At 73.0% G+C, this 12975-nt stretch carries 14 protein-coding genes and 4 tRNA genes; 10 read left to right on the top strand and 8 right to left on the bottom strand.

The annotated features are described in order from the left end of the window. The first annotated feature begins 44 nt into the window (after positions 1 to 44). The 3 genes from AC0682_RS17535 (at position 45) to AC0682_RS17545 (ending at position 2248) form a co-directional block, all read left to right on the top strand. Positions 45 to 494: a hypothetical protein gene (locus AC0682_RS17535; protein ID WP_478533715.1), complete on the top strand. Its 450-nt coding sequence runs from the start codon at positions 45 to 47 to the stop codon at positions 492 to 494. A 66-nt stretch (positions 495 to 560) separates the two neighbouring features. After that, positions 561 to 1397: a DsbA family protein gene (locus AC0682_RS17540; RefSeq protein ID WP_478533717.1), complete on the top strand. Its 837-nt coding sequence runs from the start codon at positions 561 to 563 to the stop codon at positions 1395 to 1397. Beyond that, positions 1394 to 2248 (top strand): cytochrome c biogenesis CcdA family protein, encoded by an 855-nt coding sequence (locus tag AC0682_RS17545; protein WP_254812061.1) that lies wholly within the window; start codon positions 1394 to 1396, stop codon positions 2246 to 2248. The genes AC0682_RS17540 and AC0682_RS17545 overlap by 4 nt, the downstream gene beginning before the upstream one ends. A gap of 42 nt (positions 2249 to 2290) precedes the next feature. Here the strand turns inward: AC0682_RS17545 and AC0682_RS17550 are convergent. The 4 genes from AC0682_RS17550 to AC0682_RS17565 all read right to left on the bottom strand — a co-directional run bounded on the left by AC0682_RS17550 (position 2291) and on the right by AC0682_RS17565 (position 4275). Beyond that, positions 2291 to 2364: transfer RNA gene (locus AC0682_RS17550), tRNA-Phe, on the bottom strand. 22 nt (positions 2365 to 2386) lie between these two features. After that, a tRNA-Asp gene (locus AC0682_RS17555) sits at positions 2387 to 2461 on the bottom strand. 38 nt (positions 2462 to 2499) lie between these two features. Beyond that, positions 2500 to 2572 (bottom strand) — tRNA-Glu (locus AC0682_RS17560). A gap of 80 nt (positions 2573 to 2652) precedes the next feature. After that, positions 2653 to 4275 carry a metallophosphoesterase family protein gene (locus AC0682_RS17565; RefSeq protein WP_478533719.1) on the bottom strand — a complete coding sequence of 541 codons (1623 nt, stop codon included), beginning with the start codon at positions 4273 to 4275 and terminating at the stop codon, positions 2653 to 2655. 134 nt (positions 4276 to 4409) lie between these two features. On the opposite strand from AC0682_RS17565, the gene AC0682_RS17570 reads away from it, so the two are divergent. The 6 genes from AC0682_RS17570 (at position 4410) to AC0682_RS17595 (ending at position 9240) form a co-directional block, all read left to right on the top strand. Next, positions 4410 to 4760 (top strand): metallopeptidase family protein, encoded by a 351-nt coding sequence (locus tag AC0682_RS17570; protein WP_015610126.1) that lies wholly within the window; start codon positions 4410 to 4412, stop codon positions 4758 to 4760. Beyond that, a complete protein-coding gene (locus AC0682_RS17575; RefSeq protein ID WP_478533721.1) occupies positions 4757 to 5308 on the top strand; it encodes a FluC/FEX family fluoride channel in 552 nt (183 codons plus the stop codon). Before AC0682_RS17570 ends, AC0682_RS17575 begins: the two co-directional genes overlap by 4 nt. After that, complete coding sequence (gene crcB / locus AC0682_RS17580) at positions 5305 to 5676, top strand: fluoride efflux transporter CrcB (RefSeq protein WP_478533722.1); 372 nt, start codon at positions 5305 to 5307, stop codon at positions 5674 to 5676. Before AC0682_RS17575 ends, crcB begins: the two co-directional genes overlap by 4 nt. Before the next feature lie 218 nt (positions 5677 to 5894). Then, positions 5895 to 6494, top strand: a complete 600-nt coding sequence (locus AC0682_RS17585) for a hypothetical protein (protein ID WP_478533724.1) — start codon at positions 5895 to 5897, stop codon at positions 6492 to 6494. A 239-nt stretch (positions 6495 to 6733) separates the two neighbouring features. Then, a complete protein-coding gene (locus AC0682_RS17590; protein ID WP_478533726.1) occupies positions 6734 to 8956 on the top strand; it encodes a DEAD/DEAH box helicase in 2223 nt (740 codons plus the stop codon). Between the two features lie 210 nt (positions 8957 to 9166). Continuing rightward, a tRNA-Lys gene (locus AC0682_RS17595) sits at positions 9167 to 9240 on the top strand. 198 nt (positions 9241 to 9438) lie between these two features. On the opposite strand, the gene AC0682_RS17600 is transcribed toward AC0682_RS17595, so the two are convergent. Beyond that, positions 9439 to 10014 carry a rhodanese-like domain-containing protein gene (locus AC0682_RS17600; RefSeq protein ID WP_478533727.1) on the bottom strand — a complete coding sequence of 192 codons (576 nt, stop codon included), beginning with the start codon at positions 10012 to 10014 and terminating at the stop codon, positions 9439 to 9441. Between the two features lie 77 nt (positions 10015 to 10091). Here AC0682_RS17600 and AC0682_RS17605 point away from each other — a divergent pair, with 77 nt between their 5' ends. Next, positions 10092 to 10379 carry a metal-sensitive transcriptional regulator gene (locus AC0682_RS17605; RefSeq protein ID WP_478533763.1) on the top strand — a complete coding sequence of 96 codons (288 nt, stop codon included), beginning with the start codon at positions 10092 to 10094 and terminating at the stop codon, positions 10377 to 10379. A gap of 16 nt (positions 10380 to 10395) precedes the next feature. Here AC0682_RS17605 and AC0682_RS17610 read toward each other — a convergent pair whose 3' ends face one another. From AC0682_RS17610 to AC0682_RS17620, 3 genes are read right to left on the bottom strand one after another with little or no spacing between them, the layout of a single operon-like run. Then, complete coding sequence (locus AC0682_RS17610) at positions 10396 to 11139, bottom strand: sulfite exporter TauE/SafE family protein (protein ID WP_478533729.1); 744 nt, start codon at positions 11137 to 11139, stop codon at positions 10396 to 10398. Next, complete coding sequence (locus tag AC0682_RS17615) at positions 11136 to 11501, bottom strand: rhodanese-like domain-containing protein (protein ID WP_478533730.1); 366 nt, start codon at positions 11499 to 11501, stop codon at positions 11136 to 11138. Before AC0682_RS17615 ends, AC0682_RS17610 begins: the two co-directional genes overlap by 4 nt. A gap of 43 nt (positions 11502 to 11544) precedes the next feature. Beyond that, a complete protein-coding gene (locus tag AC0682_RS17620; protein WP_478533732.1) occupies positions 11545 to 12903 on the bottom strand; it encodes an MBL fold metallo-hydrolase in 1359 nt (452 codons plus the stop codon). Positions 12904 to 12975 lie beyond the last annotated feature (72 nt).

Here is a 12975-nt window from a genome sequence, read left to right on the forward strand (position 1 = left end):
GCCCCGTCCCGTCAGCCCCTCCCCGTACGAAAGGTGCCGGTCCCGTGTCCCGTACGCAGTGGTGCTGTCTGACGGCGCTGCTCGCGGTCGTGGTGGGGCTGCTGTGCGGGCCGGTGGCGGGCTCCTCCGCTGCCCGGGTCTCCACCGGTTCCCCTTCCCCGTCGGCGGTCTCCGCCCGGGCGGAGACCGAGGCGACTGCCGGGGCGGGCGCTGCCGTACGGGTGGCCACGACCGCCGCCCCGGCCTCTGTGATGGAGGCCTCCGACGCGGGCACCCGGGCCCCCGGCTGCGGGAAGCCCAGCGACCACGAGGGCGAACCGGCCGTCCCGCCCCGGGCCCGGGCCGCGTACGACCAGGCCCCCGGCCTCGCCCCGTGGGGGCTGCCGCCCGCCACCACGGGAGCCCTGCCGGCCGAGGAACCGCCGGGCATACGGGCCCGCGCCCCGGCCCCCGCCACCCCGACCCCCGTCGAACTCTCCGTGCTACGGGTGTAGGCCGAGGCCCCCGCCCCGGCCCGCACCACCTTCCCCCTTCCCTTCCGCACCAGCACGGAGTGCCGCATGCCCGCGCCCAAGAAGCCCCAGCCCCGGAAGTCCACGTCCAAGAAGCCCACATCCGGGTCGAGGAAGCCCCTCGTCTACGGCGCGGTGGTCGTCGTCGCCGCAGGCCTCCTCGGCTTCGCCTCCTACCAGGCGACCGCCCCCGACAGCTCCTCGAAGAAGGCCTCCGCCACCGGCCCCGCCGCCGAGGTCTCCGCCGACCCCCAGGCGGGCGTCTACCCCGAGCTGGCGAAGCTGGCCCGCCGGGAGGCGGGCGACAAGCTGGCGGTGGGCCGCGCGGACGCCCCGGTCGTCCTGATCGAGTACGCCGACTTCAAGTGCGGCTACTGCGGCAAGTTCGCCCGGGACACCGAGCCCGAGCTGATCCAGGAGTACGTGGAGAACGGCACCCTGCGCATCGAGTGGCGCAACTTCCCGATCTTCGGCGAGGAGTCCGAGAACGCGGCGCGCGGGGCCTGGGCCGCCGGGCAGCAGGACCGCTTCTGGGAGTTCCACGCGGCTGCCTACGCGGAGGGGGCGAAGGAGAAGGGGTTCTCCAAGGACCGGGTCAAGGCCCTCGCGCGGGAGGCCGGGGTCAAGGACCTGGCCCGGTTCATGAAGGACCTGGACGGCGAGGCCGCCCGCGCCGCCGTCGCGAAGGACCAGGAGCAGGCGTACGGGATCGGCGCCACGTCCACCCCGTCGTTCCTGATCAACGGCCGCCCGATCGCTGGGGCGCAGCCGAAGGAGACGTTCACGCGCGCGATCGAGGCGGCGGCGGAGCAGGCGAAGAGCCCCGGCAAGGCGGGCGGCGACGCGGCTGAGGGCTCCGAGGACCCCGAGGACGCCGCCAAGTGACGGCGGACATCGGCTACTTCGCGGCCTTCCTCGGCGGACTGCTCGCCCTGGTCAGCCCGTGCAGCGCGCTGCTGCTCCCGGCCTTCTTCGCGTACTCCATCGACTCCACCTCGCGCCTGCTGGCCCGTACCGGCATCTTCTACGCCGGTCTCGCCACCACCCTCGTCCCGCTCGGCGCCGCCGGTTCGTACGCGGGCCGGCTCTTCTACGGCCACCGGGACGCCCTGGTGACGGGCGCGGGCTGGCTGATCATCGCGCTCGGCATCGCCCAGATCGTCGGCCTCGGCTTCGCCTCCCGGCGCATGGCGGCCCTCAGCGGCCGAATCCGCCCGACCACCGCCTTCTCCGTCTACGCCCTGGGCGCGGTCTACGGCCTGGCGGGCTTCTGCGCGGGCCCGATCCTCGGCAGCGTCCTCACCGTGGCGGCGGTGAGCGGCAGCCCGGTCTACGGCGGCCTGCTGCTGGCGGTCTACGCGCTCGGGATGGCCCTCCCGCTCTTCGTCCTCGCCCTGCTCTGGGAACGCTTCGACCTGGGCCGCCGCACCTGGCTGCGCGGCCGGACCGTCCGGCTGGGCCGGTTCGAGCTGCACACCACCTCGCTGCTCTCGGGCCTCTTCTTCATCGGTCTGGGCGCGCTCTTCCTCGCGTACGACGGCACCACCGCGCTCCCCGGTCTGCTCGGGGTCGACACGTCCTTCGCGGTCGAGCAGGGGGCGCAGAAGCTCGGCGAGCGGGTGTCGGACGCGGTGCTGCTGGGGACCGTGGTGCTGGTGGTGCTGGGGGCCCTCGGCGTACGGGCCTGGCGGCGGCGCGAGCCGGCGGCGGAGGACCCCGCCGCGAAGGAGGGGTGAGAACGGCGAAGGCCCCGTCCACCGGACGGGGCCTTCGAGAGGTGGCTGGGGCCGGGATCGAACCGGCGACCTATCGCTTTTCAGGCGATCGCTCGTACCAACTGAGCTACCCAGCCACGCAGCCGCTGGGGCTGCAAGCGGTCCTGACGGGATTTGAACCCGCGGCCTCCACCTTGACAGGGTGGCGAGCACTCCAAACTGCTCCACAGGACCAAGCAATGCGCGAGACAAGTCTCGCACACGGTGAAACGTGCCCCCAACGGGATTCGAACCCGTGCTACCGCCTTGAAAGGGCGGCGTCCTGGGCCACTAGACGATGAGGGCTATTGGCCCGCCGGTTCGCTTTGCAGCGCGTCGGGGACGTGAGAAGCATATGGGATGGGTGGAGCTATCGCCAAAACGGTTTACGGCGAGGGGGTGGGCCGCCCCGGAGAGCCCGACGCAGTGCCTGCCGGGGAGGGGGTGGGGGACGGGGAGGCGGGGGCGCCCTTCTCCAGGTTCTCCTCCGGCAGATGGCGGCTGACCTCGGCCGTCGTCAGCCCGAGACCGCCGAGCGTGATCTCGTCCCAGGCCTGGAGGCGGCGGGTCGAGCGGTCCAGGTAGAGCACCGAGGCGCGCACCTTCTCGGGCTTCTCGTTCTGCACCGCGCGCAGCCCGCCGCCGCCCGTTGAGCCCTCCACCTTCAGCCGCGTACCGCCCTTCATCTGCTCGTTGACCCGGTTGTGGAGGTGGCCCGCGAGGACCAGCGGGACCGTGCCGTCGGTCTGGCGGGCGGTGGCGGGGTCGTGGGCGACGGCGATGTCGACCGGGGTGCCGGCCTGTTCCTGGTCGCGGAGAGCGGAGGCCAGCCGCATCCCCTCCAGCTCGGCGGCCGCCCTGCCGCCGACCGGCCGGGTGCGGTCCGGGGTGAACGAGGCGTCGCCGGTCCCGGCGATCCGCAGCCCGGCCACGTTCACGGCCCGGCCGTTGTCCAGGACGCGGACGTTCCCGAACTTCTCCAGGTACGCCTGCGTGACCTTGGAGTCGTGGTTGCCGCGCACCCAGACGTAGGGGGCGCCGAGGTCGCGGATCGGGTCCAGGAAGCTGTTCTCGGCGGCCGAGCCGTGGTCCATCGTGTCGCCGGAGTCGATGATCACGTCGATCTCGTACTGCTCGACGAGCGAGGCGATGATGTGCCAGGCCGCCGGGTTGAGGTGGATGTCGGAGACGTGCAGGGCGCGGATGGTGCCGGGGTCCGGCCGGTAGACGGGGAGCGTGGAGGTGGCGTCGTACAGCCGGGTGACGTTGGTGACCAGGCGGGCCAGCTCCTGCTGGTAGATGTCGAACTCGGTGACGATCGAGCGCGCGTCGCCGACGAGCGACGGGGCGCTGGACAGCAGCCCGGAGAACTTGGGCTCCAGGACCGACTTCGGGTTCCAGGTGGCGTACGCGCTGACGCCCGACGCGGCCAGGAGAGTGAGCGCGAGCCCGCCTGCGGCCAGGGCGCGGCGCGGGCGGCGGTAGACGACGAGGCCCAGCGCGGTCGCCCCGGAGATCACGGCGACGCAGGAGCGCAACGCCAGCTCGCGGGTCCCGGCGGCGACGTCCCGGGTGACCTCGTCCTGGAGTCCGGAGAACCGTTCCGGCTGGTCCACCAGGGCCTGGGAGCGCGCGGGGTCGAGGCGGTCGACGTCCACGTCGAGGCGGAGCGGGGCGATGTGGGAGTCCAGCTCCAGGGCGCCCAGCGGGGACACGTTGATCTTGCTGCCGCCGGTGAGGGACGGGCGCAGGGTCATGTTGGTGTCCATCGGCCCGACCGGTGTACGGACGGACCCGACGGCGAGCAGCCCGAGCCAGGCCCCGACCACGACGACGGCGAGCATGCCGAGGGCGCGGACGTACGGGGCGGGGCGGCCGCTCCCCGCACCCAGGCCGGGGGTACGCGCGCGAAAGCCGCCGGGAGTACGTGCACGGGACTTCGGGCGGACGAGCTGGCTGAGGCGGTGCCGGACGCGGTGGGCTGCGGCACGGAACGGGACGCGGACCATTGGGCGCGTATGCCCCGGTACGGACCCACCCATGCGGGGGAGGGAGGAGGAGAAGTGGATCAGGAACGTCCGCGAAGCGGATCAGGAGCGGGCGCCGCCTGCCGTACCGGGCCCGGGTGCGTGACAATGGCGGGGTGCTGGAGATGACGCGGGAGCAGTTCGAGGAGCTGGTGAGTCAGGCTCTTGACCGGATTCCGCCGGAGCTGATGCGGCTGATGGACAACGTGGCGGTCTTCGTCGAGGACGAACCGGAGCCCGGCGACCCCGATCTGCTCGGACTCTACGAGGGCACCCCGCTCACCGACCGGGGCGAGTGGTACGCCGGGGTGCTGCCGGACCGGATCACCATCTACCGGGGCCCGACGCTGCGGATGTGCGAGACCCACGAGGATGTCGTGGCCGAGACCGAGATCACCGTCGTCCACGAGATCGCCCACCACTTCGGCATCGACGACGAGCGCCTGCACGCCCTGGGCTACGGGTGAGCGAGCAGGCGCCGGAGGAGCTTCCGGAACCCGGACCCCCGGCCGCCCCGCAGGCCCGGGTGCTGGGTGCGGTCGCGGCGGGCGGCGCACTGGGCGCCCTCGCGCGCTACGGGGCCGTGGTGCTCTGGCCGACCGCCCAGGGCGGCTTCCCGTGGACGGTGTTCGCCGTCGACGTGAGCGGCTGCGCGCTGATCGGCGTCCTGATGGTGCTGACCGTGGAGCGGGGACGGGTGACCCACCCGCTGGTCCGGCCGTTCCTGGGGGTCGGGGTGCTCGGCGGGTTCACGACCTTCTCGACGTACGCGGCCGATGTCTCGGGCCTGCTGGCGCGTCAGGAGCTGGTGACGGCGGTGGCGTACATGGTGGCGACGGTCCTGGCGGCCCTGGCGGCGGTCTGGACGGGCGCGGTGGCGACGAGGCGGCTGCTGGACGGGGGCGCGCGGGGCGTGCGTGAGGCTCATGACGTGCGTGGCGCCTGCGACGGGGGCGTACGTGAGGCGCGCGATGTGCGTGACGGGGGCGCGGGCGGTCGGGGGCGGGGCAAGTGAACTGGCTGCTGGTGGTGGCCGGCGGGGCGGTCGGCGCGCCCCTGCGCTATCTGACGGACCGGGCGGTCCAGGCGCACCAGGGCCGGGGCGTCGCGTACGACTTCCCCTGGGGCACCTTCACGGCCAACGCGGCGGGCAGCCTGCTGCTCGGGGTGCTGACGGGGGCCGCGGTCTCCTCCCCGGTGCACGCCCTGCTGGCGACGGGGCTGTGCGGGGCGCTGACGACGTACTCGACGTTCTCGTACGAGACGCTGCGCCTGGCCGAGACGGGCCGGGCCTTCCTGGCCGTGGCCAACGTGGTGGCATCGCTGCTGGTGGGGCTGGGTGCGGTGTTCCTGGGGGCCGAGCTGGCGGGCGGATTCGGGTAACGGCGGGGTACCGGACTGCCGGGGGCCGGGGGAGGCCTGTCGGGCGGGCGGACCGGGGCGGGCGGGCTTTCGGGCGTGTCTCCGGCGGGGTCCGGGGAGTTGGGCACGGCACTACACACCACCGTCGTAGGGCGTGCTCGTGCCGTACGACGACAGGCCCCGTCCCTCCCGCTCTCCGCCCTCAGGAACACCGCCCCCTCGCCCCGGAGGTGCCACCCGTGCGCACGTTGTCCGTCCCCGTCCGTTGGGCAGCCGTCACCGCGCTGACGATCGCCGCGTCCACCGGCTGTATGAGCGTCGGCGACGACGGTGACAGGCCGAGGCCCTCGGGCTCCGCCGACTCGACGGGCGGGCCCGTCGAGCTGAACGGTGAGACGGTGGCCGGCTCCGGCGGCGCCGGGCACCGCGGCGGTGACGCCCACCCCCACTCCGACTCCCTCGCCGACGCCGACGCGGACCGGAAGAACCAGGGGAAGGAGCCGAGCCCGGAGGCGTCGGCCACCGTGCCGCCGTCGGACGCGACGAAGGGCCCGCGCCCCGAGCCCGGCGCCCCGCAGCCCTCTCGCCCCGGCCGTCCGCCGGCCCCGACGCCCTCCACGCCGGGCCCGGGGGAGCCGCCGCCGGTCGTCCCGGAGCCGCCGGCCCCGCAGCCTTCTCCGGACCCGGAACCGGACCCCGATCCGGAGCCCTCCGAGCCCTCAGAGCCGCCCCCCTCCGCCTCGCCCGCCGCGCAGCTGCGGACGCAGTCGATGGGTGGGCCGGACGAGGGCAGGCCACTGCGGACGCCGCAGGCATCACCGCAGGTGGGGCCGGTTTAGCGGGAGGGCCGGAGCATGCGGGTTGCGCAATGTGGGTGAGAGTGCGTATGGTGGTAGATCGTTTGATCCCATTGCCCGGCGCCGACACAGAAGAGCGCCGTGTGGCGCGTACTCTCCCTTGCCGTGGCTGGACCGCATTGAGGCGGTCGAAATTGCGAATCACGGAGTTATGGGCGCGTGCCGAGACTCCGGAAGGTTTCGCATTTCGCATGTCAATTTCCAGTTCTGACCGCACCGTCATGTCCGAGAACATCGACACCGACGCGCTCACCGAGCTCGTCGAGTCCGCGGTGACCGAGGCCCCGGCGGGCACGCCCGCCGTCGCGGAGCCCGAGACGGACCACGGCTCCGACGCCGACGACACCACCGCCTCCGACTCCGCTCCGGCCGCCGAGGCCGACGCCGAGCCGACCATCACCTTCGGCGACCTGGGCCTGCCCGAGGGCATCGTCCGCAAGCTCGCGCAGAACGGTGTGACCACCCCCTTCCCGATCCAGGCGGCGACCATCCCGGACGCCCTGGCCGGCAAGGACATCCTCGGCCGTGGCCGCACGGGCTCCGGCAAGACGCTCTCGTTCGGTCTGCCCACCCTGGCGGCGCTCGCCGGTGGCCGCACCGAGAAGAAGAAGCCCCGCGCCGTCATCCTCACCCCGACCCGTGAGCTCGCGATGCAGGTCGCGGACGCGCTCCAGCCGTACGGCGACGTGCTCGGCCTGAAGATGAAGGTCGTCTGCGGCGGTACGTCGATGGGCAACCAGATCTACGCCCTGGAGCGCGGCGTCGACGTCCTCGTCGCCACCCCGGGCCGACTGCGCGACATCATCAACCGCGGCGCCTGCTCCCTGGAGGACGTCCAGGTCGCCGTCCTCGACGAGGCCGACCAGATGTCGGACCTGGGCTTCCTGCCCGAGGTCACCGAGCTGCTCGACCAGGTCCCGGCCGGCGGTCAGCGGATGCTCTTCTCCGCCACCATGGAGAACGAGATCGGCACGCTGGTCAAGCGCTACCTCTCCGACCCGGTCACGCACGAGGTCGACAGCGCCCAGGGCAACGTCACGACCATGTCGCACCACGTCCTCGTCGTGAAGCCGAAGGACAAGGCGCCGGTCACGGCCGCCATCGCCGCCCGCAAGGGCCGCACCATCATCTTCGTCCGCACCCAGCTGGGCGCCGACCGCATCGCCGAGCAGCTCATCGAGTCCGGCGTGAAGGCCGACGCGCTGCACGGCGGCATGACCCAGGGCGCCCGTACGCGGGTCTTGGAGGACTTCAAGAAGGGTTACGTCAACGCGCTCGTCGCGACCGACGTGGCCGCCCGCGGTATCCACGTGGACGGCATCGACCTGGTCCTGAACGTGGACCCGGCCGGTGACCACAAGGACTACCTGCACCGCTCGGGCCGCACCGCCCGCGCCGGCCGGTCCGGTGTGGTCGTCTCGCTGGCCCTCCCGCACCAGCGCCGCCAGATCTTCCGCCTGATGGAGGACGCGGGCGTCGACGCCTCGCGCCACATCGTCCAGGGCGCGGGCGTCTTCGAGCCGGAGGTCGCCGAGATCACCGGCGCCCGTTCGCTCACCGAGGTCCAGGCCGACTCCGCGAACAACGCCGCCAAGCAGGCCGAGCGCGAGGCCGCCGACCTGACGAAGCAGCTGGAGCGCGTCCAGCGCCGCGCCGTCGAGCTGCGCGAGGAGGCCGACCGCCTGGTCGCCCGTGCCGCCCGCGAGCGGGGCGAGGACCCGGAGGCGGCGGTGGCCGAGGTCACCGCCGAGGCGGAGGCCGCCCTGGTGGCCGCCATCTCCGTCCCCGAGCAGCCGGCCGCCCGTGACGAGCAGCGCCGCGACGAGCGGGGCAACTACGAGCGCCGCGACAACCGCGGTGGCGACCGTGGCGGCTACCGCGGCAACGACCGCCGGGACGACCGCCCGTCGTTCAACCGCGACCGTGACCGGGACCGTCGTGACGACCGTGGTGGCCGTTCTTTCGAGCGCCGTGACGACCGTCCCTCGTTCAACCGCGACCGTCGTGACGACCGCCCGTCGGGTGGCTTCCGCTCGGGCGGTGGCGACCGCCGCGATGACCGTGGTGGCCGTTCTTTCGAGCGCCGTGACGACCGTCCCTCGTTCAACCGCGACCGTCGTGACGACCGCCCGTCGGGTGGCTTCCGCTCCGGTGGTGGCGACCGCCGCGATGACCGTGGTGGCCGTTCTTTCGAGCGCCGTGACGACCGTCCCTCGTTCAACCGCGACCGTCGTGACGACCGTCCCTCCGGCGGCTTCCGCTCCGGTGGCGACCGCCCGTTCAACCGCGACCGCCGCGACGACCGTCCCTCCGGCGGCTTCCGCTCCGGCGGCCACGACCGCCCGACCGGCCGTCGTGACGACCACCGCGGCGCCAACACCGGCACCAACACCGGCTCCTTCGGCCGCCGCGACGACAAGCCGCGCTGGAAGCGCAACGGCTGACCACTGAGCAGGTCCGCCTGACAGACCGGCAGGGCCCGTACGCCACCGAACCGACTCGGTGGCGTACGGGCCCTGTTGCCGTTCCCGGCATCGCCTCCCGGGCGGTACAGCCCGGAGCGAAAGGGACACGGCGGTGCCGTGACAGGCCCGACACCGATACCGGATCGGCTGCCGGGGCCGGGCGGGCTATGCTCATGGGTGATGCGACCGGGGCCGTTAGCTCAATTGGTCAGAGCAGCGGACTTTTAATCCGTTGGTTGTGGGTTCGAGTCCCACACGGCCTACCGACAGCAGAGCGAGGAGACCTCCTCTGACCTCCGCAGGAGCGCCTCGACCGGGTTCGACCGGTCGGGGCGCTCCGTCGTGTCCCCGCGCATGCGTGAGCTGATGGGCCGCCAGGAACCGCGGGGGGCCTCGGAGCGTGGGCTTGCTGCGGCGCCGCGGAATCGGACGTCGGCACCATCCGACCGGCGGCCGCCTGCTCAGCGGTTGCGGAGCTCGGCCAGGGTGTTGTCTAGATCGGCGGCCCGCGGCCGGTTGTGGGGGAGCTTGGCGAGCACGGCCGCCATGCCGCAGGTGTCGGTGAGGGCGGAGAAGACCAGTCCGGCGGCGATGCCGGCCGAGAGGATCTGGAAGGCCGGGTGGACGAGGGCGCCCAGCAGGAGGCCGATCAGGACGACGGTTCCGGCGGTGAAGCGGACCTGGCGCTCCATCCCCCAGGTCGCACGGGTGGTGTCCCGGGGGCGGTGCAGGTCGTGGCCCTCCGCCGCCCAGGCGCCGGTGCCGCCGGAGAGGACGGCGGTGGTGACGTGGTGGTCGGCCAGGATGCGGCAGGCGTTCTCGGACCGTGCGCCGGAGGCGCAGACGACCAGGACGTCCCCGCGTTCGGCGGCACGGCGGATGTCGGGCAGAGCCCGCTGGATGTGGTCGAGGGGGATGTTGAGGGCGCCGGGCAGGTGACCGCCCGCGTACTCGCCGGGGGTGCGGACGTCGATCACGGTCAGTTCGTGCAGGCGGGTGCGGGCTTCCTCGGTGCCGAGGGTGGCGGGCGTGGTCATGGGGGGCGTCCTTTGCTGTCGGCGGGTCCCGCAGGGGGAGTATATTTACCCCAGGGGGTATGTGATGAGGAGTGATGATGGAGCTGGATCTGGCGGGTGCGGAGCTGAAGGCTGTCCTGAACCGGCTTCGTCGGGCGCAGGGTCAGATCTCCGGGGTGATCCGGATGATCGAGGAGGGGCGGGACTGCGAGGAGGTCGTCACGCAACTGGCGGCGGCTTCCCGGGCGCTGGACCGGGCCGGGTTCGCGATCATCGCCACCGGGCTGCAGCAGTGCCTGACCGAGATGGAGGACGGCAGCCGCACCAGTGAGGACCGTGACGCGATGCGCGGCCGACTGGAGAAGCTGTTCCTGTCCTTGGCCTGATCCGACGGGCGGCCGCTCAGACGACCACGTCGACGAGCATGACGGCTGCCACCGCCAGCAGCACGAGGGCGAAGGCGCGTTGCAGCGTCCGCCCGGTGATCTTCGATGCGAGTCGCTTGCCGTCCCAGGCGCCGAGGATCGCGGCCCCGGTGAACGGGGCGATCACCTCCCAACGCAGGTCCCCGCCCGTCCCGGTCCGCGCGGTGAGCGCGGCCAGTGAGTTGACGGTGATGACCAGCAGACTGGCGCCCACCGCCTGTTTCATCCGGAGGCCGACCACGCCCACCAGGGCCGGGACCGCGAGGAAACCTCCGCCCACGCCGAGGAACCCGGTGACAGCTCCGAGTCCGGCGCCTGCGCCGACCGCCTCGACGGGACGCACCCGCTCGGGTGCCTCGGTGGCGGCCGGCCGGAGCATCCGCAGTGCGGCCAGGGCCGCGACGATCGAGAAGGCCCCGGTGAGCACGGCGGCCGGGAGGTGTTCGGCGGCGGCTCCGGCGAGGAAGGCGGGGCCGATGCCCGCGAGGGCGAACAGGCCTCCGGTCTTCCAGGCGACATCGCCGTCGCGGGCGTGGGCGTACAGGGCGGTGGCGGAGGTCGCCGCGACGATGATCAGGGCGGCCGTGGTGGCCGACGCCGGGGAGAAGTCGAGCAGGTAGATCAGGGCGGGGACCGCGAGCACGCTGCCACCGCCGCCCAGGGCGCCGAGGGCCATACCGATGACGGCCCCGGCGATCAGGGCGAGGACGAGGGTGCTCACGTTATCGAGCCGCTGTTCCCGCGCTCGTCGACGACCGGATACCCGGCGGCGGCCCACGCGTTCATGCCGCCCTCCACGTCCACCGCGTCCGCGCCTCGATCGACCAGGATCTTCGCGGCCTGCCGCGAGCGGTGCCCGCTGCGGCAGATCACCACCAGCTCCCGTCGTCGCGCGGAGGCGGGCAGGGGCGCGCCCGCGATCAGTCCCGTCAACGGGGCGTGCACGGCGTTCGGGGCGTGCCCGGCCTTCCACTCGGGCTTCTCCCGTACATCCAGGAGGACGGCCTCGGGCCGTTCGCCACCGGTACGGGTGCGCGCTTCGCCCACGGACAGGCGCGGCGTCCTGCGGTTGAAGAGGAACATCGTCGCTCTCGCCTTTCTCTCCCAGGGTGCGTTCGGTGCCGGATCAGGCGGTGACGACGGTCAGTCCGGCCTCGGCGGCGGCGTCGAACCCGTCGTCGACGGCCACGACCCGCCGTCCGGCGGCGTCCAGCAGGGAGGCGGCGATGCCCGCGCGCATCCCGCCCGCGCAGTGCACCCAGACCGTGCCGTCCGGCACCTCGCCGAGCCTGCGGTGGACCTCGTGGATCGGGATGTGGACCGAGCCCTCGATCCAGCCTTCCGCCCTCTCGGAGTCCCGGCGTACGTCCAGCACCACGATTGCGTTCGTGTCCTGGGCCGCGAGCCGCGCGAACGAGGCTCGCGGGAACGCGGCCGGGCGCTCACCCTCGCGCAGCCAGACCTCGGGTCCTCCGGTCGCGGAGGCGGCCGGCCGGTCGATACCGACCCGGACCAACTCACGCTGGGCGAAGGCCAGCTGCTGGGCGCTCTCGGCGAGCAGGGTGACGGGCTTGCCCCACGGGACCATCCAGGCGAGATACGTCGCCGGCTTGCCGTCCGCCTCGAAGTTGAACGAACCAGCCACATGGCCTTCGGCGAAGGCGACGCGGTTGCGGAGATCGACCACCCACTCCCCGGCGGCGAGCCGTGCGGCGATCTCCTGCGGATCGGCGACGGCGGCAGGGGTCAGGTCGACCGGGTCGGGGCCGGTCGCGTTGGTGGGTCCCATGTGCGCGTAGTAGGCGGGTACGTCCTCCAGCCCGGCGAGCAGCTCGGCGACGAAGGTGTCCACGTCCAGGGTCAGCGCCGTGTTCCCGGCCTTCTCCTTGCCGATCGTCGTGGCGTCACCGTCCGCCTGTGCGGACGAGCAGAAGCTGCCGAACCCGTGCGTGGGCAGTACGGCCGTGTCGTCGGGCAGTGCGGCGGCGAGCCGGTGTGCCGAGGCGTACTGGGCACGGGCCAGCTGCTCGGTCAGCCGCGGCTCGACGAGATCGGGCCGGCCGACCGTGCCGATGAGCAGCGAGCCGCCCGTGAACGCGGCCACGGGTCGGCCCGCCTCCCGCAGCACGTACGCGGTGTGATGCGGGGTGTGTCCGGGCGTCGAGACCGCCGTGAGCGTCAGGTCGGCGTCGACGCCGACCGTGTCGCCGTCAGAGACCGGGGTCCGTGCGAAGGCGACGTTCGCCCCCGCCGGCACCAGGTAGGCGGCGCCCGTGATCCGGGCCAGTTCGAGGCCGCCGGTGACGTAGTCGTTGTGTACGTGGGTCTCCACCACGTGGGAGACGCGCACCCCGCGCCGTGCGGCCGCGGCCAGCACCTGGTCGATGTCCCGCGGCGGGTCCACCGCCACCGCCGACGACGCGCCACCCGCCAGGTAGCTGCGGTTGCCCAGCCCTTCCAGCTCGATCACGTCAACGAAGAACACAGCGATGCTCCTTCCGAGAAAATTACCCCCCGGGGTATGCGTTCGACTCTAACATCATTACCCCGGGGGGTA

Source organism: Streptomyces sp. NPDC043746 (assembly GCF_056436485.1).